Origin of the sequence: Prosthecobacter sp. (assembly GCF_044227185.1) — a bacterium.
Taxonomy (GTDB): Bacteria; Verrucomicrobiota; Verrucomicrobiia; order Verrucomicrobiales; family Verrucomicrobiaceae; genus Prosthecobacter.
The window spans coordinates 89,009-106,692 of record NZ_JBGAFO010000016.1; the positions used below are offsets into that span (position 1 = coordinate 89,009).

Annotated in this window: 13 protein-coding genes; 7 read left to right on the plus strand and 6 right to left on the minus strand. The window is 61.2% G+C overall.

Features of this window, described 5'->3' with window-relative positions:
• Positions 1-59 precede the first annotated feature (59 nt).
• The 4 genes from ACILSQ_RS28300 (at position 60) to ACILSQ_RS28315 (ending at position 2,614) form a co-directional block, all read left to right on the plus strand.
• Positions 60-578: a hypothetical protein gene (locus ACILSQ_RS28300; protein WP_395747058.1), complete on the plus strand. Its 519-nt coding sequence runs from the start codon at positions 60-62 to the stop codon at positions 576-578.
• 115 nt (positions 579-693) lie between these two features.
• Entirely contained in the window at positions 694-1,104 is a 411-nt protein-coding gene (locus tag ACILSQ_RS28305) for a hypothetical protein (protein ID WP_395747059.1), read from the plus strand.
• 67 nt (positions 1,105-1,171) lie between these two features.
• Positions 1,172-1,414 (plus strand): DUF6868 family protein, encoded by a 243-nt coding sequence (locus ACILSQ_RS28310; RefSeq protein ID WP_395747060.1) that lies wholly within the window; start codon positions 1,172-1,174, stop codon positions 1,412-1,414.
• Between the two features lie 90 nt (positions 1,415-1,504).
• Complete coding sequence (locus tag ACILSQ_RS28315; RefSeq protein ID WP_395747061.1) at positions 1,505-2,614, plus strand: acyltransferase family protein; 1,110 nt, start codon at positions 1,505-1,507, stop codon at positions 2,612-2,614.
• 120 nt (positions 2,615-2,734) lie between these two features.
• Here the strand turns inward: ACILSQ_RS28315 and ACILSQ_RS28320 are convergent, their stop codons facing one another.
• Positions 2,735-4,555 (minus strand): glycine--tRNA ligase, encoded by a 1,821-nt coding sequence (locus tag ACILSQ_RS28320; protein ID WP_395747062.1) that lies wholly within the window; start codon positions 4,553-4,555, stop codon positions 2,735-2,737.
• A 405-nt stretch (positions 4,556-4,960) separates the two neighbouring features.
• Positions 4,961-5,854 (minus strand): LysR family transcriptional regulator, encoded by an 894-nt coding sequence (locus ACILSQ_RS28325; RefSeq protein ID WP_395747063.1) that lies wholly within the window; start codon positions 5,852-5,854, stop codon positions 4,961-4,963.
• 88 nt (positions 5,855-5,942) lie between these two features.
• On the opposite strand from ACILSQ_RS28325, the gene ACILSQ_RS28330 reads away from it, so the two are divergent.
• Positions 5,943-7,217, plus strand: coding sequence for a cation:proton antiporter (locus ACILSQ_RS28330; protein WP_395747064.1), 1,275 nt, complete (start codon positions 5,943-5,945; stop codon positions 7,215-7,217).
• Between the two features lie 114 nt (positions 7,218-7,331).
• On the opposite strand, the gene ACILSQ_RS28335 is transcribed toward ACILSQ_RS28330, so the two are convergent.
• Genes ACILSQ_RS28335 through ACILSQ_RS28345 form a run of 3 tightly spaced genes read right to left on the minus strand, consistent with a single transcriptional unit; the run spans position 7,332 to position 11,723 of the window.
• The gene (locus ACILSQ_RS28335) at positions 7,332-8,951 is read right to left on the minus strand and encodes an NAD(P)/FAD-dependent oxidoreductase (protein ID WP_395747065.1); all 1,620 of its coding nucleotides are present in this window, start codon (positions 8,949-8,951) and stop codon (positions 7,332-7,334) included.
• 20 nt (positions 8,952-8,971) lie between these two features.
• The gene (locus ACILSQ_RS28340) at positions 8,972-10,423 is read right to left on the minus strand and encodes a cation:proton antiporter (protein WP_395747066.1); all 1,452 of its coding nucleotides are present in this window, start codon (positions 10,421-10,423) and stop codon (positions 8,972-8,974) included.
• A 52-nt stretch (positions 10,424-10,475) separates the two neighbouring features.
• Positions 10,476-11,723 carry an NAD(P)/FAD-dependent oxidoreductase gene (locus ACILSQ_RS28345; protein ID WP_395747067.1) on the minus strand — a complete coding sequence of 416 codons (1,248 nt, stop codon included), beginning with the start codon at positions 11,721-11,723 and terminating at the stop codon, positions 10,476-10,478.
• Between the two features lie 200 nt (positions 11,724-11,923).
• On the opposite strand from ACILSQ_RS28345, the gene ACILSQ_RS28350 reads away from it, so the two are divergent.
• Together ACILSQ_RS28350 and hrpB are read left to right on the plus strand one after the other, a co-directional pair.
• Positions 11,924-13,216 (plus strand): alginate export family protein, encoded by a 1,293-nt coding sequence (locus ACILSQ_RS28350; RefSeq protein WP_395747068.1) that lies wholly within the window; start codon positions 11,924-11,926, stop codon positions 13,214-13,216.
• A 373-nt stretch (positions 13,217-13,589) separates the two neighbouring features.
• Entirely contained in the window at positions 13,590-16,133 is a 2,544-nt protein-coding gene (gene hrpB, locus ACILSQ_RS28355) for an ATP-dependent helicase HrpB (RefSeq protein WP_395747069.1), read from the plus strand.
• Positions 16,134-16,576: 443 nt separating this feature from the next.
• On the opposite strand, the gene ACILSQ_RS28360 is transcribed toward hrpB, so the two are convergent.
• Positions 16,577-17,653, minus strand: a complete 1,077-nt coding sequence (locus ACILSQ_RS28360; RefSeq protein WP_395747070.1) for a L,D-transpeptidase family protein — start codon at positions 17,651-17,653, stop codon at positions 16,577-16,579.
• Positions 17,654-17,684 lie beyond the last annotated feature (31 nt).

Sequence of the window (17,684 nt, forward strand, 5' to 3'; positions counted from 1 at the left end):
CATAAAACTCAGGTTTAAAGACTTATGCCGTACCCGATGGCTTGTTAGCTTGTTTCACTATGAAAAAATACGCAGCTCTGACACTTATCATCGTCTCAGCCTCATGCCTTTTGCATGCCGTTGAATCCGACGGCTTCACCGAGCACATGGGAATGCTAATGGAGCGGGGTGGTTCACCCAGAAAGCTCAAAGGAAATGAGACCGCCACCACCAAGGCGACTTTCAAGCCACCGGTTGAGATCATCATTGAAGCCAAGACTGATTCCACCAACCTCCGCCTGAGCTATGCGGCTAACGAAGTGATCTTTAACTGGGAGGGAGGGAAGACCCAGCTTCGCATAGGTGGTGGCCCGGCCAATGGCCAGCATAAAGCGGGCGCGGGACTCATCCCAAACAACAAATACGTGACCATCCGGTGGGTCGTCCTGCCAAATCAGCAGTCCATCTATGTCGATGGCAAACTTCGGTTTGAGCACACAGGTGACTACTCCAAAATCGACAATCCGGTGAGTGTCTTCCCCTCGCATGGTTCCGAAGTGACCGTCAAGACCATCAAGGTCAAACAACTTGAAAAATGATTTGGGCGGCGGGGCTTTTCCTGCCGCCACGATGTCCCGTTCAATTGTCCCCAGGAAGACAGAAGGCTGCTGAAAAGCTTCCTGGGGAGCCGGGAGTCAGAGCAGGTGCGGAGCCATGAACGACGCAGAACATCTCCGCCGTTTCGAGGATCAATCCCTGCTGCGGGAGCAGTGGAACCACCGTGCGCACCTGAAGGTGGCCTATCTCTACCTGCTGCGGCTTCCTTTCCCAGAAGCGCTGGAGCGCCTGCGCAGCGGCATCCAGGCGTACAACGCGGCGCATAGCATCGTGAACACGCCCACGGGTGGTTACCACGAAACGCTGACGCAGGTGTGGCTGCGGCTGGTGGATGCGGCGCTGCGCCAGTTTGGGCCAGCGGAGAGTGCCGATGCCTTCTTTGATGCGCAGACGCAGCTCTGTGACAAGCGCACGCCGCTGCTGTTTTATTCGCGGGAGCGGCTGATGTCTGAGGAGGCGAAACGTGGGTTTGTGGGGCCCGATTTGACAGCGTTGCCCGGGGGATAAGGCTTGCGAACAGGCTCCGAAGTCACAAAGCGCCTGACAAAGCAGCAGGCAGGTGATTGTTTTTCCCATGACCATTGAAACGCTCCGCTCATTCCTTTTGTGGTGCCTCGGCATCAACTACGTCATCCTCGTGCTGTGGTTCCTTGCCTTCGTTCTGGCGCACGATTTCCTTCACGGGCTGCATGCGCGGTGGTTTCGTCTGTCAGCGGCACAATTCGACGCCATTCACTATGGAGGCATCGGGTTTTATAAGATCGCGATCGTCATGCTGAATCTGGTCCCATATCTGGCGCTGAGGATGATGGCGTGAGGAACAGGGATTTGGTTTCTGCAATTCCCAGGCCGACGACTCCCTTCCTGCGTTTCGTTGACCTCACTCGAAAACTTCCTCACGGAAACAATGCATCCCCCCATCCCAAGTCGCTTTCCGCAGATCGACATTCTTAGAAGCGTGGCAGTGCTGCTCGTGCTGGGACGCCATATGACGGAATGTCCAGAGACCACCAGCACATGGCTGCACGACATCACACACGTCTGGTGGCAGGGCGGGTGGGCAGGTGTGGATCTTTTCTTTGTGCTCAGTGGTTTTCTTGTCTCAGGACTTTTGTTCAGCGAATACGAAAAATACCGTCAGCTTCGCATCGGCCGCTTCTTGATCCGACGTGGCTTCAAAATCTACCCGCCCTTCTGGCTGCTTATCGGCGTGACTTTTGTTGGGAGGTTCGTTCGCCACAGCAGTGAACCGCTCTGGGCGGAACTCCTCTCCGAACTCGCTTTCGTGCAAAACTATGGCCCGTCGCTATGGAACTACACCTGGTCGCTTGCGGTTGAGGAGCATTTCTACCTGCTGCTGGCCTTCGGATTTTTCCTGCTGTGCAAACGCCGCGCCGGGCACGCCTTTTCTTCGATTCCCGCAGCCTTCCTTGTCGCCGCCATGGTCTGCCTGACTCTGCGCCTTTTAGGTACGCATGCCGCGTACGACAATAAAACCCATTTGTTCCCCACCCATCTTCGACTGGACAGCCTGTTCTTTGGTGTCCTTCTATCCTTCTTATTTCATCGTCATCCAGCGAGCTTCCTTGCGTTCGCAAAAAGGTTCCGTCACGGGCTGCTTGGGGCCGGCGTACTGCTGCTTTCACCGGCGTTCTGCCTGCCGCTGGAGACGACGCCGTTCATCTACACTTATGGTCTGACGTTGTTTTACATCGGCGGCGGCTGCCTTCTCGTCTCTGCACTAGGTTCTCCGGCATCCGTTTCAGGCTTTGGCCGGGCCATGGCCTGCATCGGCTCGCATTCATACTCCATCTATTTGTGGCATATGCCGGTGGCCATCCTCGGCGCCTCCCCTCTTGCCAGACGTTTTCAGGAGGACCTTCGCTGGCCAGTTTATGCCATCCTGTATTTGGGAGGCGCCATCCTGTTTGGCATGACCATGTCCATTCTCATCGAGTCACCTGTTCTCCGTCTTCGGAATCGCCTGTTTCCATCGCGCAGCGGAGCTCCAGGTTGAAACGGAAGGACTCCATCTTGCCCTGCCACGCAGGACATTTTTGGTTTGAGACCGATGATTGAAAAATCAGTACACGCGTCAATGACTGGCAGACCAAGCCATTGACGCGCCAATCTGCTGTCACGAGACCAGCGGCAGCAGTTTGCCGAGAAGGTCGGTGATCTTCACGCGCTCCTGCTCGCCGCTGTCGCGGTGGCGGAGGGTGACGGTGTCGGCGAGTTCGGGGCCTTTTTCGCCGCAGGTTTCGAAGTCGATGGTGACGCCGAAGGGGGTGCCGGCTTCGTCCTGGCGGGCGTAGCGGCGGCCGATGGAGGCGGTCTCGTCGTAGAAGCAGTTCATGTGCTTCTTGAGGAGGGCATAGACTTCGCGGGCCTTGGCGACGAGTTCGGGCTTGTTCTTGAGCAGCGGGAAGACGCCGACTTTGATGGGAGCGACGCGCGGATGCAGGCGCAGGACGGTGATGATCTCCTTCTTGCCTTTCTCATCCACCTTCTCGGTTTCAGAGAAGGCCTTGGCGATGACGGCGAGGGCCATGCGGTCGAGGCCGGCGGAGGGCTCGATGACGTGGGGGACGTAGTTGCCTGCGAACAAACGATCGCAGAAATAGTTCATCGACTTCTCCATTGCAGCGAAGTCATCCGCCGTCGGCTCACGACGCTCCTTCTCAGCCTTCTTCTTGACGGTGTTACGGCCTTCTTCCTGCTTGCGAGCACGCAGGGCATCTTTTTGTTCGGCTGTGAGCTTCGCAGCGGCGGTCTTGAGTTCTTCGTCGAAGATTTCCTGGGACTTGGTGCTGGCGGTCTGGTGGGCGGAGAGGTCGAAGTCGCCGCGGGCGGCGATGCCTTCGAGTTCTTCGGTGCCAAAGGGGAACTCGCACAAGATGTCCACGCAGGCGCGGGCGTAGTGGGCGAGGTCTTCGGGGGTCTGCCAGTAGTACTCCAGCACGTCGCCGAGGCCGATGCCTTCGTAGAATTTGGTGCGCTGATCGACCCAGTAGCGGTGCCACATCTGCCAGCCCCAGTTGGGCTTGGGCTCGCTGAGGTCGGCACCTTCGCTCCAGGTGTCAACTTTGCCGGAGATGATCTCCACGGCTTCGTCGGGCTTGATGAAGAATTCGAGCTCCATCTGCTCAAACTCGCGGCTGCGGAAGGTGAAGTTTTTCGGTGTGACTTCGTTGCGGAAGGCCTTGCCGATCTGGCCGATGCCGAAGGGCACCTTCATGCGGCTGGAGTCATACACGTTTTTGAACTGCGCGAAGATGGCCTGCGCGGTTTCGGGGCGCAGGTAGGTGACGTCCGCCTCGGTCGCGGTGGGGCCGAGGTAGGTCTTGAGCATGAGATTGAAGGGGCGTGCATCGCCGAGAGCACCGCCGGTTTCGGGGTGGAAGTCGATGGTGCGCTCCAGGGTGTCTCCCTTGGCTTCGTCGAGGAGTTCGATCTCCTCCACCTTGCCCGCGGCCTCGCCAGCATTGGAGGCGATGAGGGTGCGCACGCGCTTGCGGAGACTCTCGATGTGCTCGCCTTTTTTCATGAGCACAGAAATGGGGCGGGCGAGCTTCCAGCCCGTGGGGGACTTGGCTCCGCTGTAGTTCATGACGACGCCGTCCTGCGGCTCCACATGGTCCGCACGGACGCGCTTGTTGGTCAGGGAGCACTCGCGCATGAGGTCGGCGAAGGTGTCCACGTGGCCGCTGGCTTTCCAGATGGCCGGGTTCATGAGGATGCTGGCGTCCAGGCCCAGTACGTCTTCACGCTCGCGGGTCATGGTGTTCCACCAGACGTTGCGCAGGTTGCGCTTCAGCTCGGCGCCCAGAGGGCCGTAGTCCCAGACACCGCCGCAGCCGCCGTAGATCTCGCTGCTTTGAAAGATGAAACCGCGGCGCTTGCAGAGGGAAACGATTTTCTCCATTTGAGCGATGGCGTTTTTGGCGTCGGTGGACATAGGGGGGATGACGAAATCAGAATGAGGAATGACGAATGCCAGAAGGCAAAGGGTCTTCTGGCGGGGTGCGAAAGGAGCACCGGCGGGGCGTGGGCGCAACGGTTTTCAGGGGCGGAGGTCCCTACGCCTGAGGCCGTTGAATGTCGTAGCGCTGCCTTTGGTGCTGGCCTGGACGTTCTGAAATCAAAAATCGATTGTTCATCAATCGTCAATCGTGCATGGCCTGGACGCTTGTGGGCCGGAGGATTGACGATTGTCGAGCAATCGATTTTTGATTTTAGAGGGCCGGAGGATGTCCCTTTTCGGTGCTTTGGTGGAGTTTGGGAATTCGCTCGGATTGCGAAGGCGGTTTGAGCGAGGACGAGTTCGAGTAGGAGGACGAGGACGATTCCGGACTTTGTTCCTTCACGCCCACAGCCGCCCATCCTTCAGCCACTCGCGCACGAGATCGCGAAATCCTGCTACGGCGGGATCATCTCCTTCCTTCGCCCAGACCATCACCAGCGGGATGGTCTGCTGGGGCTTGAGGGGAATGAGCACGAGATTTTTGCTGGCGGTGCTCTCCGGCACCACGCCGATGCCGGCACCGGCCTCGACGTATTGCAAGATGGTGCCGATGAGGCTGGGGGTGTGTTTTACACGAGGCGCAAAGCCGGCGGCATGGCAGGCGGATTGGATGGCATCGTGCGAGCCGGCCCCCTCCCGCCGGGCGAGAATGATGAGAGGCTCTCCGGCGAGTTTTTTCCACGGCAGCGAGGCCAGCTTTGCCCAGGGATGATCCTGCGGCACGGCGGCGCAGAATTTCTCCTCCCGCAGCAGCAGCGTCTGCAAGCCGAGAGCATCATGCGCGAGCACCGGACGCGTGAGGCCGATGGACAGGCGGCCCTTGGACACCATCTCCCAAACACGCTCGGGGGTGCGTTCCTCCAGGATCACCGTCACGCGTGGGAAACGCCTGGCGTACTCCTTGAGCAGCCGTGCCAGAAACATGCGGGTGGGGGGGCCGATGTAACCGAGCCGCAGTTCGCCCTCCTCCCCCTTCGCGGTGCGGCGCACGCGGCGCAGGGCGTCGTCCAGCCGCTCAAGCAAGAGGCCTGTTTCGTGCAGGAGCACGGCCCCGGCGGGGGTGAGGCGAGGTGAGCGCCGCTCCCGCTCGATGAGCTGGGCGCCCAGCTCCCGCTCGAGCTCCTGCACCGCGCGGCTCAGCGCCGGCTGGGCGATGCGCAGCCGGCGTGCCGCTCGTGAGAAGCTGAGATCCTCGGCCACGGCCTGAAAATAACGGAGATGACGGAGTTCCATGATGGCTGTTTTCTATACCGGATCGGCATTGAAGTCATAGCAAAAGTCTATTTCCGCTACCGTGGGCCCGGCGCATGAATCACGCTGCATGAATCCTGCCAAAATCGAAGACACACTCAAGCTGGTACTGGTCAGTTGGATCGTCATCATCGCCGCCTCGTGGCTGGTGGGCCGCCTGTGCCGCCGCATCGGTCAACCGCTCGCTGTGGGTGAAATCGCGGCCGGATTGCTGCTGGGGCCATCGTTCATCGGATTGTTTGCACCCGAGTTTGTCAGTTTCATCTTCCCGGAAGAGGTGAAGGGGCCGCTGGCGCTTCTGGCAAAGATCGGCCTGCTGCTCATGCTGTTCCAGGTTGGAATGGAATTCGATTTCTCGCATCTGCGGTCCAAGTCCAAGGTCGTCGTTGCATCGTCGTTCATGGGAATGCTCGCGCCATTGCTCGGGGGGCTGGCGATCGCCCCCTGGCTGCACCGCACCTTCGCACCGGAGCTGCCCATGTTTGGCTTCCAGATGTTTGTCTGCATTGCGCTGTCCATCTCCGCGCTGCCGATCATGGGACGCATCCTGCTTGAGATGAAACTGGAGCGCACCGCGCTGGGAGCCACATCCATCAGTGCCGCCGCCATCGACGATGCCGTGGGCTGGGTCTTCCTTGGCGTCGCCACGGCGATCATCAAAAGAGGCGACAATTTTTCCTGGCTTCCCTTCCTCGGGCAGGTGGCGCTCATTCTCCTCTACTTTGTCGTTTTGATGAAAGTCGTCGGCCCTCTGCTCATCAAAGCCTGGCGCAAGCAGTGCGCGACCCACAAGACGGAGACTTTCACGCCCGGCTATTTTGCGGTGCTGCTCTGCACCTTGTTTGTCTCCGCCCTCATCACCAGCAAGCTGGGCATCTTCGCCATCTTTGGAGCCTTCGCGCTCGGTGTGGCGCTGCACTCGGAGGCGTCGCTCGTCAAAGCGTGGCGTGAGCGTTTTGCGGACTTCGTCATCATCGCCCTCGTGCCCATCTTTTTTACCAACACGGGACTGAACACCAAAATCGGATCCTTCGACAATGCGACCGCCTGGATAGGCTGCGCGCTGGTGTCCATCATGGCTGTCGTCGGCAAGCTCGGAGGATGCACGATCGGTGCGCGCTGGGCCGGGGCCACCTGGCGCGACAGCCTGTCCATCGGCGCATTGATGAACACGCGGGCGCTGATGGGCCTGATCGCCATCAGCGTGGGCAAGGATCTGGGCCTGCTCAATGACAAGCTCTTCACCATGTTCATCATCATGTGCCTGGTCACCACGGCGACCACGGGGCCCATGCTGCGCGCCTGGCTGCCGGAGGATTTGAAGAAGCTGGTGCCCAAGGGGTAGCGGGACTCGCGTGAAGCGTGCCGCGTGACCTTGAGGAGCGCGGGAATCGTGGTGTCTGCCACACACACCCGCAGACAGGCGGGCTGTCGCCACACCTGTCCTACATTCGCCATGTCACGCCATGGCGGGAGCGGGCTCGGGGGCGGCTTTGGTTTTTTCGGGGAGGTGGGAGGCGGTGACGTCTGCGGCGGTTTCTCCCCAACTGCGCCAGCCTTCGCGGATTTCCAGCAGGGCCCACTCGGCGAGCATGCCGAAGAGCTTGATGGCGTCGTTGCGGTGAATCTTGAAGCCGGTGATGAGGCTGCGGTTGTTGCGGTTTGTTTTTCCCAGCTCCTTGTCACGGCGGCGGCGGCGGGCGATCTGAGCGAAGCGCCGGTTGTAGGTGCTCATGATCTTGTAAACGAAGCCTTCTCCGGTGGCGAAGGGCGGCACGTAGAGGGCTTTGTCGCCCTGCTCAAAGGGATGGCGCGCCACGCCCCAGTAGTAGAGGCCGAGATCGAGGCGGTAGGCGAGGTCCATGAGATCGAACTCGCCCATGTATTCATACTTGTCCTTGTAGAGGGCGCGGAACCAGCAGCGGTGGCTGGTGGAGAAGGTGTGATTGTACTGAGGCACGAGCTCGCCCATGGAGGCGCCTTTGCGCTGCTGTGTGATGAGATTTGCCGCGCTGCTGGTGGTGTAGGAGATCCAGTCCATGCCGGGGCTGTAGAAGGGGTCCATGAAGGCGGCGGCGTCCCCCACGAGCACGAAGCCGTCTCCGGCGAAGGTGGTGCTGTAGTAGGCGAGGTTCTTGCGCCAGTGGACATCGCTCTCATCGAACTGCGCGTTCTCCAGGAGATCGCGCGCGACGGGGTGCTTCATGAGGAAGGTCTTCAGGCGCTCGGCCACCTTGCCGCCATCCTGCGGGAAATCGACGACGCGCTGGTCAAAGACCACGCCCACGCTCATGTCTCCGCCTTTGAGGGGAATCCACCAGCTCCACCAGCCATCGCCAATGACGTGATTGGTGGCGGTGCCGCGCACGCAGTAGAGGGCGCCGGACCATTCGGGGTATTTTTCCGCGAGCTCGCGGCCGTCCCAGTCGCGCACGCCTTTCCAGCGCGACCATGCGGCGGTGGTGGGGTGCTCGAAGTTGGACTTCCACCAGCCGTTCTTGCGGGCGATGAGCGCGGCCACGCCGGAGGCATCCACGATCCAGCGTGCCTTCACGGTGTGGGTGGTATCTCCCTGTTTATAGGTGACGGTCTGCAGGCCGCCGTTTTCAAGCTGCACGCTGCTGATGGTGACCGGGCGCAGCAGTGTGGCACCGGCGGCGCAGGCGCGGCGCAGCACTTCTTCATCAAAGGTGGAGCGGTCGAGCTGATAGGAGGGCAGCTTCACCTGGTACTTGGAGCCGAGCTCGCTGGCCTCGGCGATGGAGGCGGTGTCCTTGTTGGCAAACCAGAAGCGCAGGCCCTGCTTGCAGATGTGATTCTCGTTCAGGTACTGCGTGAGGCCGAGGACCTTGCCCATGAAGTAGGCGCTGACCTCCACGGTGGCCTCGCCGACACGGCGGCCGAGCTTTTCGTTCTTTTCGAGAATGACGACGCGGATGCCGGGATTGTGGCGCAGCAGCAGGGTGGCGGTGGCGGCGCCGGAGAGAGCGCCGCCCATGACGATGACGTCATAGGTGCTCACGTTCTCAGGCTGCGTTACGTTGGCGGGTGGTGGCAGAGAGGAGTCCGGCGCGTTCATAGGGGAAATGGGGATTTCCCTCACGAAGGAGACGGCGAGGGCAGTTTGTCCAGCACCATCTGCCTGCTGCCAAACAATGTGAGCAGCGGACCTGTGAGCATGGTGGTGGCCAGGGCCATGATGACGAGCATGGTGAAGATGCGGGGCGAGAGGATGCCCATGTCATAGCCGATGTTCAACGCGATGAGCTCCATCAGCCCGCGGGTGTTCATGAGCGCACCGAGCTGCAGGGACTCGCTCCAGCGCATGCCGCTCCAGCGGGCGGCGATGGCGCTGCCGCCCAGCTTGCCCACGGTGGCGACGGCAATGATGCCGAGGCAGAGGAGCCAGCCCTGAACGTCATTGAGCAGGCCGACCTGCGTGCGCAGGCCGGTGAAGGCAAAGAACAGCGGCAGCAGGAGCACGGAGCTGAAGTTTTCAATGCGCACGGTCAGCTTGTGCCGGAAGCCGCCAGTCTCCGGCATGATGGCGCCGGCGAGGAAGGCGCCGAAGAGGGCGTGAATGCCGATGATTTCGGTGGCCAGCGCCGCCCCCACGACCACGCAGATGACGGTGGCGAGCACGCCTTTGGAGGGCTCCGAGCCTTCTTGCATGGCCTTGCCAAACCAGCGCGGCAGGGCCGGGCGGACGCCCCAGATCATGAGGGCGATGAACACGAAGACGAGCATGAGGCAAAACGCGGAAGCGCCCACACTCGTGGCACGCGCAATGGCGACCACGAAGGCGAGGATGCTCCAGGCCGTGACGTCATCCACGGCGGCGCAGGTGATGGCGGTGCTGCCGAGAAAGGTCCTGGTGAGGCCGCGCTCCTGCAGAATGCGCGCCAGCACCGGGAAGGCGGTGATGCTCATGGAGATGCCCATGAAGAGCGCGAAGGCCGTGAAGCTGGCCCCCGGCTGCGCGAGATGGCTGTAGGTGAAGTAGGCCAGCAGCACGCCGAGGAAATACGGCAGCACAATGCTGGCATGGCTGACGACCACGGCCACGTCCGCCTTTTTGCGCACATGCCCGGTGTCCAGCTCCATGCCCACGACGAACATGAACAGGCAGACGCCGATCTGGCTGAGCATTTTGAGCACGGCGAGGGAGGTCGCGGGAAACACAAACTGAAACGCGTCCGGCGCCAGCATGCCGAACAACGAAGGCCCCAGCAGAATGCCGGCCGCCATCTCCCCCACCACAGAGGGCTGTCCGCAGCGCGCGAACAGCGTGCCGGCCAGCCGCGACGCGGCGATGATGACGAGCAACTGCACGAAGAGATGGCTCAGGGGCTCGTTCAAGTTTTCCCTGAGCGCCGAGAACATCGAGGCCGCAGCGGGATCTCCGGCGGGCTTGGCCTTGGCAGCGGTGCTGTGCAGCAGCTCTGCTCCGGCCTGCGGGGCCGGCAGGCCGGCCCCCAGATGCAGCACGGCAAAGATGCCGAGACCTACGAGGGCAATGGTAACGATGTAGAAGGTGGCGGTGCGTTTCATCAGCGGATCAGTTTGGGGGGACAGGCCATGAATTAAACAAACCGGCCGCCGATCACGCAGCGAGAGGCTCGCCGTAGGGCAGGTCTTCCGGCAGCGGCACGAACTCGCGGATCTGATTCCACAGCACGGTGAAGTCTTTGTTCACATCGCCGGAGAGGCAGTCGGTGATGGCGCCCGCGGCATCGGGGAAGCGCTTGATGACTTCGCGGAAGGAGAAGGCGGGATTATAGAAGGCGTAAACGAGCTTGCGCATGTTCTCCACACCCTCACGAATGGCGGCGCCGTAGCCCGCGAAACGCGCGGGAGACAGATCGTTTTCCAGCAGGCCCTGATGAATCGTTTCAGCGGAGAGCACGCCGCACTTCAGCGCGAGCATGACGCCGCTGCTGAAGACGGGATCCAGGAAGGCAAAGGCATCTCCGACCAGGAGAAGGCCGGGGCTGGCGCAGTGGCGGGCGTGGTGCGAGTACTCGCTGATGATGCGGTATTCGCCATTGGAGACCCCGGTGCCGAGATGCTCCTTGATCCAGAGGTTTTCCTCCACCTCGCGGTTGAAGATCTCCTTCGGATCTTTCACGCCGCCGCGGGTGAGGTACTTGCCTTCCGCCACCACGCCCACACTGACCATGTCGTCATGCTGCGGGATGTGCCAGAACCAGCCTTTGTCCGGGATGTAGGCCACCATGGTCTGGCCTTCATCGATGCCGGGCTCGCGGGTGGAGCCTTTGTAGTAGGTCCAGACGGCGACTTTGTTGAGGTAAGGGTCGCGCATGCGCCAGCCGTTGCGGGTGGCGGTGAAGGCCTCCTTGCCGGTGCAGTCGAGGGTGATCTTGGCGCGGTATTCGGAGACGTTGCCGTCTTTGTCCTTGGCACGGGCGCCGACGACTTTGCCGTCTTCACGCAGGAGCTCCAGCACGGTCGTTTCTTCCTTCACCTCCGCGCCCTTTTCGCGGGCATTGTCGAGCAGCATCTGGTCAAACTCCGAGCGCAGCACCTGCCAGGTCTGCGCCACGCTCTCGCGGTCATAGCGGTTGAAAAAGTAGAAGGGCTGCGAAGCCTTGCCGCTGGGCTGCACGAAGGCCACGCTGTACTTTTTCACAAAGTGGGACTTCTTCATCTTCGGGATCATCCCCAGCCGTTCCAAAGGACCGTAGGTGAAGGGAATGAGCGACTCGCCGATGTGATAGCGCGGAAATTTTTCGCGCTCCAGAATGAGCACCTTGTGGCCGTATTCAGCCAGGATGGCCGCAGCCGAGGAGCCCGAGGGGCCTGCACCGATGATGAGCGCGTCGTAGGTCATGAGAGGAAGAGAGGTTGGTTGGCAGAGATCAATACGTAGCAGACCGGCATAACTAAAATCTCATTTCGCTATCGTTTCCATGCCGGCGCGGCATCGCCACAGTCTCGTCTTTTTCATTTTTGCGTCGATAACAATCCGGCATCAAAACCATGTCGAAATTCTACTTTAATTACCAAAGCGAATGCAGAACCATCGGCGGCATGCGACTCCCGATTCTGCTCCTCAGCCTATGCGCCGCCGTTTCCGCCATGGGCGAAGGCATCGCAGATCAGCTCAAATGGAACTTCCAGGCCCGCACCCGTGCGGAGACGCGCAACAACACCTTTGACTTTGACTCCAGCCGCAATGCGGTGACGGACGACACCTTTCTGCTGATGCGGGTGCGCCTGGGCGTGGAGTGGCAGCCGGAGGACTGGATCAAGATCGCGGTGCAGGGACAGGATACGCGGGAGGCCTTTTCGAAGCGCGCCAATGTGCCGCTGCAAAACGGCGCGGAAGGAGACGACACCTTTGACCTGCGGCTGGCCAGCATTGAACTCGGACGTGCGAAAGGGCTGAGCGTGAAGATGGGCCGGCAGGTGCTGAGCTACGGCGATGAGCGGCTGGTGGGGCCGCTGGAGTGGCAGAACTTCAGCCGCACCTTTGACGCGGTGAAGCTGCACTACCAGGCGCCGACGTGGTGGCTGGATGCCTTCACCTCCAGCGTGGTGGCCATCCGGCGCTCGCAGCTCAATCTGTCCGACTGGATCAATGACAGCAGCACGCGCAACCAGTTCTTCAGCGGCCTGTATTTCAGCAGCCAGTTTCTGCCCTTTCAGGCGACGGATCTTTACGCCTTTCATCTGCATGAGGAGAACGCGACGGGGGTGTCCAACTTCGTCACGCTGGGCACGCGGCACAAAGGCGATCCCACCAAACTGGGAGGCTGGGACTACACGGTGGAGCTGGTGGGCCAGGCGGGGCAGCTCAGCGGCAAATCCCTCACGGCCTATGCCTACCATCTGGAGGGTGGCTACAACTGGCTCAAACACTCGTGGAAGCCACGCCTCGCCCTGGAGTACAGCGCAGGCAGCGGCGACAGCGACCCGAATGACGGCCATGTGCACACGTTTCAAAACCTCTTTCCCACGAACCATCCGCCGTATGGATTCATGGACACCTTCTCGTGGCAGAACATGCAGAATCTCGTGCTGCGCATGGCCGCGCAGCCGCACCCGAAGGTGAAGACGACGCTGGATTTTCACTCCTTCTGGCTGACCACCACGGGCGATGCGTGGTACCGCGCCAATGGGACGACACGGGTGCGTGCGATCAATCCGAATGCGAACAGCCACGCCGGGTGCGAGCTGGACTTCACTGTGAGCGCGAAGCTGACGCCGCATTTGGACATGCTTTTTGGGTATTCGCACTTTTTTGCGGGGGCGTATCTGGCGGCGACGGGGCCGAGTGATGATGCGGACTTTGCGTACTGGATGCTGACGCTGAATTATTGAGGCGTAGAGCGAACTTCTGAGATCACTATTGATGTCCGTGGAGCTGAGACAGCCACAGCTCAGAAAGGCTCCGTTCCACCCCTCACCCGACCTCTCCCCGAAGGATGCCCAGAGCTATGAAGCCAGGGGCGGGGAGAGGAGGTTCGCGTTGCCACTCCGACTGAGTTCTAAATCGCCCAAAAGCGATTCTCCTCTCCCCGCCCTAAGCGTGATTGGTGAGTGTTTGCTTCGGGGAGAGGCTGGGTGAGGGGCGGCATTGCGCTTTGTGGAAGACGCGGCCGCACCAGGAGAACGAACTTCGAAGTTCGTTCTACAATTCCGCCGCTGAAATCGCTATATTTCAGGGGCAAGATGGGGCACTCCCTTGGTGTCCATGTCCAGCCCTGCCACGCTTCCCATCTTTGAACTCCGCCAGTCCTTCACCGCCGCGCTGCTGGATCCGGCGCTGCCGAATCTTTTGATCAAGGCGCCGACGGGGTCGGGCAAGTCCACGCAGATCCCGCAGTTTGTGCTGGACTCCGGGCTGCTGCCGGAGGGGAAGCGCTGCATCGTGCTGCAGCCACGGCGCATTGCCGCGCGCATGCTGGCGCAGCGGGTGGCGCGGGAGAGGAATGCACGGCTGGGCGGCGAGGTGGGCTATCAGGTGCGGTTTGAAAACATCACCAGCAAGGAGACGCGGCTGAGCTATGTGACCGAAGGGGTGATGCTGCGGCAGATGCTGGAGGACCCGCAACTGGAGCGCGTGGGTTGCATTGTGATCGATGAATTTCATGAGCGGCATCTGGATGGGGATCTGGTGCTGGCCTTTGCGCGGCAGCTTCAGCGCACGCGGCGGCCGGATTTGAAGATCGTGGTCATGTCTGCCACGCTGGTGCCGGGGCCGCTGGTGGACTTCATGCAGCCTTCGAAGCTGCTGGAGTCGGCGGGCCGCACGTTTCCGGTGGAGGTGCATTATCAGGCGCCGTTGCAGCTCAAGACGGGGTATCCCGAACCGATCTGGGATCAGGCGGCGCGTGCGTGTGAGGATTTGGCGAATTCCCCGGGATTCAGCGGAGACATGCTGGTCTTCATGCCGGGTGGGCATGAGATCCGCAAGACCATCGCGGCGATTCAGGGGCGCAGCTTTGCTCGTGGTCGCCGCGTGGTGCCTCTTCATGGGGAGCTGACGCCGCAGGATCAGGATGCGGCGGTGACGCCGGGTGAGCAGCCGAAGATCATTGTGAGTACGAACGTGGCGGAAACATCGCTGACGATTGAAGGCGTGCGCGCCGTGGTGGATGGCGGCCTGGCGCGAACGGCATCTTATGATCCGCGGCGCGGCATCAACACGCTGACGGTGCAGAAGATCAGCCGCGCCTCTGCGGAGCAGCGTGCGGGACGCGCGGGGCGACTGGGGCCCGGCATCGCGGTGCGGCTGTGGACGCAGCGGGAGCATCTGCTGCGGCCTGAGAGCGAACTGCCTGAGGTGCAGCGTCTGGATTTGAGCGAGGCCCTGCTGGCGCTGCGTGTGCTGGCGCGCGAGCCGTTTGACTGGTTTGAAGCGCCCACGCCGGCCTCGCAGGCGCGTGCGGAGAACATGCTGCATGATCTGGGTGCGCTGGATAACGAAGGGCGCATCACGGCGCTGGGAAAACAGATGAGCCGGTTTCCGCTGCATCCGCGCTTTTCACGCATGCTGCTGGCGGCGGCGCAGTTTGGCTGCCTGCGGGAGGCCACGCTGTGCGCCGCCGCGGCGCAGGGGCGCGACATTTTGCTGGTGGGCAAAAACAATGCCTCGCACAAAAACGAGGATCTATGGGAGCATGACGACATCACCGAGTTTCAGGCGATCCTGCGCGCCTTTGCGCGGGCGGATGCGCTGAACTTCAATGCCGACGAGTGCGCGCGCTACGGCATCCACGCCAACGCTTCGCGCGAGGCGGCGCGCAGTGCGGATCAGTTTCTGCAACTGGCGAAGCGCTCGGGGCTGCCGATCAATGATGAGGTGGCCGATCCGGTGGCGCTCGCGAAAACCTTGCTCGCGGCATTTAGCGATCATCTTGGAGTGGAGACCAGCACTGGGAGCCGCATCTACCGCCTCGCGGGTGGTTACAGCGGGCATTTGGGCAAGGATGCGCACATCCGGCCGCCGCGGCTGATCGTGGCCTCTGAAATCGTGGAGGTGCAGGGCAAGGCGCTGACGGTGCAGCTCAACAACTGCACGCGCATTGAGGAAGAGTGGCTGCGCGAGCTTTTCCCCGAGGATTTCACCACCGGGAACCGCGCCGCGTATGATGCGGTGAACCGCCGTGTCATGAATCTGGAGGAGGTGCGCTTCCGCAGCCTCGTGCTCAGCAGCCGCGAGCGCGGCGAACCGGATGAATCGACGGCTGCGAGTTTGCTGGCTGCTGAGGTGATCGCGGGGCGGCTGCAGCTCACGAATTGGAATGAGAAAGTGGAGCAGTGGATCACGCGCGTGAACTGCCTTTCCAAGTGGATGCCTGATTTGGAGATCCCGGCCATCGGTGAGGAGGACCGGCATTTGATCATCGAGCAGGTGTGCACCGGTGCCATCGCTTACCGTCAGCTCAAGGACAAAGACATCTTCCCTGCCCTGCACCAGTGGCTGAGTCACTCGCAGCGCGAGATGCTAGACAAGTATGCGCCTGAACGCTACCCGCTCAAAAATGGCAAGACGGCCCGAATCGTTTATGATGAAAAGCAGCCGCCGAGCGTGAGCGTGGTGCTGCAGCAGATGTATGACGTGAACGAAAATCCCAAGGTGGCTGCGGGGCGCATCAGCGTGACGGTACACCTGCTATCGCCGGCACAGAGGCCGATCCAGACAACGGGGGATCTCGGGAGGTTCTGGAGAGAGGGGTATCCGGCGGTGAAGGCGCAGTTGCGGGGGAGGTATCCGAAGCATGAGTGGCGGTGAGGCGCTTCTTGACCTCGATGGATCGAGTGGGACAATTGTGGATATGATTAAGAGTCGGACCCATCCTCCAAGGAAGCTGTTTCGAGTTCGTCCAGAACCAAGTCCAAAAGCTTGGACGCCTCCCACTTCTAGCAAAGTTGGTTGGAAGGGATTGGGTGCCCCGAAGGTGCGCGACGCCACCTTTGCCGATGCTGATCCAAGGCTTGAGTGATGGCTCAGAGGTTGGAGCATGCATGTGCATTGATTTCACGCTGCTCTTTCATCGCTGCGACATCGGCAGAGTTTCGATAGACGCCAAACAACCCGGGGCGTTCTCTGTCTGCGGAGTGCTGCGGGCTCGGAGGCCCGCGCTCCCCAGGCGGCGGGTGTTCATGGAGCGCCATTTGCAGAAAACAGTTTTCTCGCTGTTTGCGCCTAGTGGTTGAAAAGAGGCCTGATGATTTTTACGGCACGATCAAAACCCGAGTGCCGTTGCGGACGAGGTCGTGGAGCTGGAGGAGGTCGGCTTTGCGGAGGCTGATGCAGCCCCAGGTGAGGTGGTTGGGGCCGTCGGGCCAGTCGCTGATCCAGCCGTGGATGCCGATGCCGTCTCCCAGCGGAGTGCCGCGGGGTGACATGGCGCCCTGCTTCGCGGCGGCGGCGATCTGGTCGTGCTGCTTTTGGGTGATGCGCTCCTCACTGAGGGCGGTGCGCGCGTCGTAGGCGTTGGGGTAGTTCAGGCGCAGCCATGCGGCGCCGAGATAGGCACCGAAGCCGCCATCAAAGGGGCCTTTGGATTTTTGAGTGATGCGGTATTCGCCCACGGGTGTGCCGTTGTCGCCATCCATGGTTTTCCGTTCCCAGCCACGCTGCCCCAGGGCGATGGGCAGGGTGTGCTTCACCTGCCCTTTCTCACAGACATGAAGCTGGTAGGCATGCTTGATCGCGATGACCACGCGCTCTTCTTTCGCCGGCACCAGCAGGCGTGCATGGCTGCGGATGAACTTTGAAACACTCATCGGCCAGGTGGCTGCTTCGGCGAAAAGACGATGACGCAATGTGACAACGAGCTGCGCGTGACCGCCATCTTTTCCGGGTGCGATCTGGGCGATGCGCTGGCGCCGCTTCACGGTATCGCCAGGCTTGAGATCACAGTGATGAATGCCTGCATAGCCGGTCAGCACACGCTGCGGCTGGCCGTTTTCGAGAAACCGGTGCTCAACCCAGACCTCGCCGTCCTTCACCTCCGTCACGGTCCCGCCTGCCATGGCATGCACCGGCTGGTTGGCATCTGTCTCGCCGCCTCCGCTGCCATTCCATGTTTCACGCGCTTCCAGAGCGAGGGCGTCTATGACCGTCTCATCCACTTTCCAGCTTTTGTACCATCGGCGGGTGGCGAGGTCCTTGTAGCCTGCCGTGCCATCAGCTCCGCCCACGGGAAAGTCGAAGCCATCCGCAAGATCAGGCGCCAGGAACGGAGTGAGATCCTGAGCCGAAAGCGCAGAGGTGCAAAGAAGCCAAAACAGAATGAGCCGGTTCATTCACGAGTTCACAAAGACCCGCGAATTATGA

Excerpts from the sequence above, each read along its gene's own strand:
- ACILSQ_RS28310 (WP_395747060.1), top strand. The coding sequence starts at position 1,172 with ATGACCATTGAAACGCTCCGCTCATTCCTTTTGTGGTGCCTCGGCATC.
- ACILSQ_RS28335 (WP_395747065.1), bottom strand. The coding sequence starts at position 8,951 with ATGAACGCGCCGGACTCCTCTCTGCCACCACCCGCCAACGTAACGCAG.
- ACILSQ_RS28360 (WP_395747070.1), bottom strand. The coding sequence starts at position 17,653 with ATGAACCGGCTCATTCTGTTTTGGCTTCTTTGCACCTCTGCGCTTTCG.
- ACILSQ_RS28315 (WP_395747061.1), top strand. The coding sequence starts at position 1,505 with ATGCATCCCCCCATCCCAAGTCGCTTTCCGCAGATCGACATTCTTAGA.
- ACILSQ_RS28350 (WP_395747068.1), top strand. The coding sequence starts at position 11,924 with ATGCGACTCCCGATTCTGCTCCTCAGCCTATGCGCCGCCGTTTCCGCC.
- ACILSQ_RS28320 (WP_395747062.1), bottom strand. The coding sequence starts at position 4,555 with ATGTCCACCGACGCCAAAAACGCCATCGCTCAAATGGAGAAAATCGTT.
- ACILSQ_RS28300 (WP_395747058.1), top strand. The coding sequence starts at position 60 with ATGAAAAAATACGCAGCTCTGACACTTATCATCGTCTCAGCCTCATGC.
- ACILSQ_RS28305 (WP_395747059.1), top strand. The coding sequence starts at position 694 with ATGAACGACGCAGAACATCTCCGCCGTTTCGAGGATCAATCCCTGCTG.
- ACILSQ_RS28330 (WP_395747064.1), top strand. The coding sequence starts at position 5,943 with ATGAATCCTGCCAAAATCGAAGACACACTCAAGCTGGTACTGGTCAGT.
- hrpB (WP_395747069.1), top strand. The coding sequence starts at position 13,590 with ATGTCCAGCCCTGCCACGCTTCCCATCTTTGAACTCCGCCAGTCCTTC.
- ACILSQ_RS28325 (WP_395747063.1), bottom strand. The coding sequence starts at position 5,854 with ATGGAACTCCGTCATCTCCGTTATTTTCAGGCCGTGGCCGAGGATCTC.
- ACILSQ_RS28345 (WP_395747067.1), bottom strand. The coding sequence starts at position 11,723 with ATGACCTACGACGCGCTCATCATCGGTGCAGGCCCCTCGGGCTCCTCG.
- ACILSQ_RS28340 (WP_395747066.1), bottom strand. The coding sequence starts at position 10,423 with ATGAAACGCACCGCCACCTTCTACATCGTTACCATTGCCCTCGTAGGT.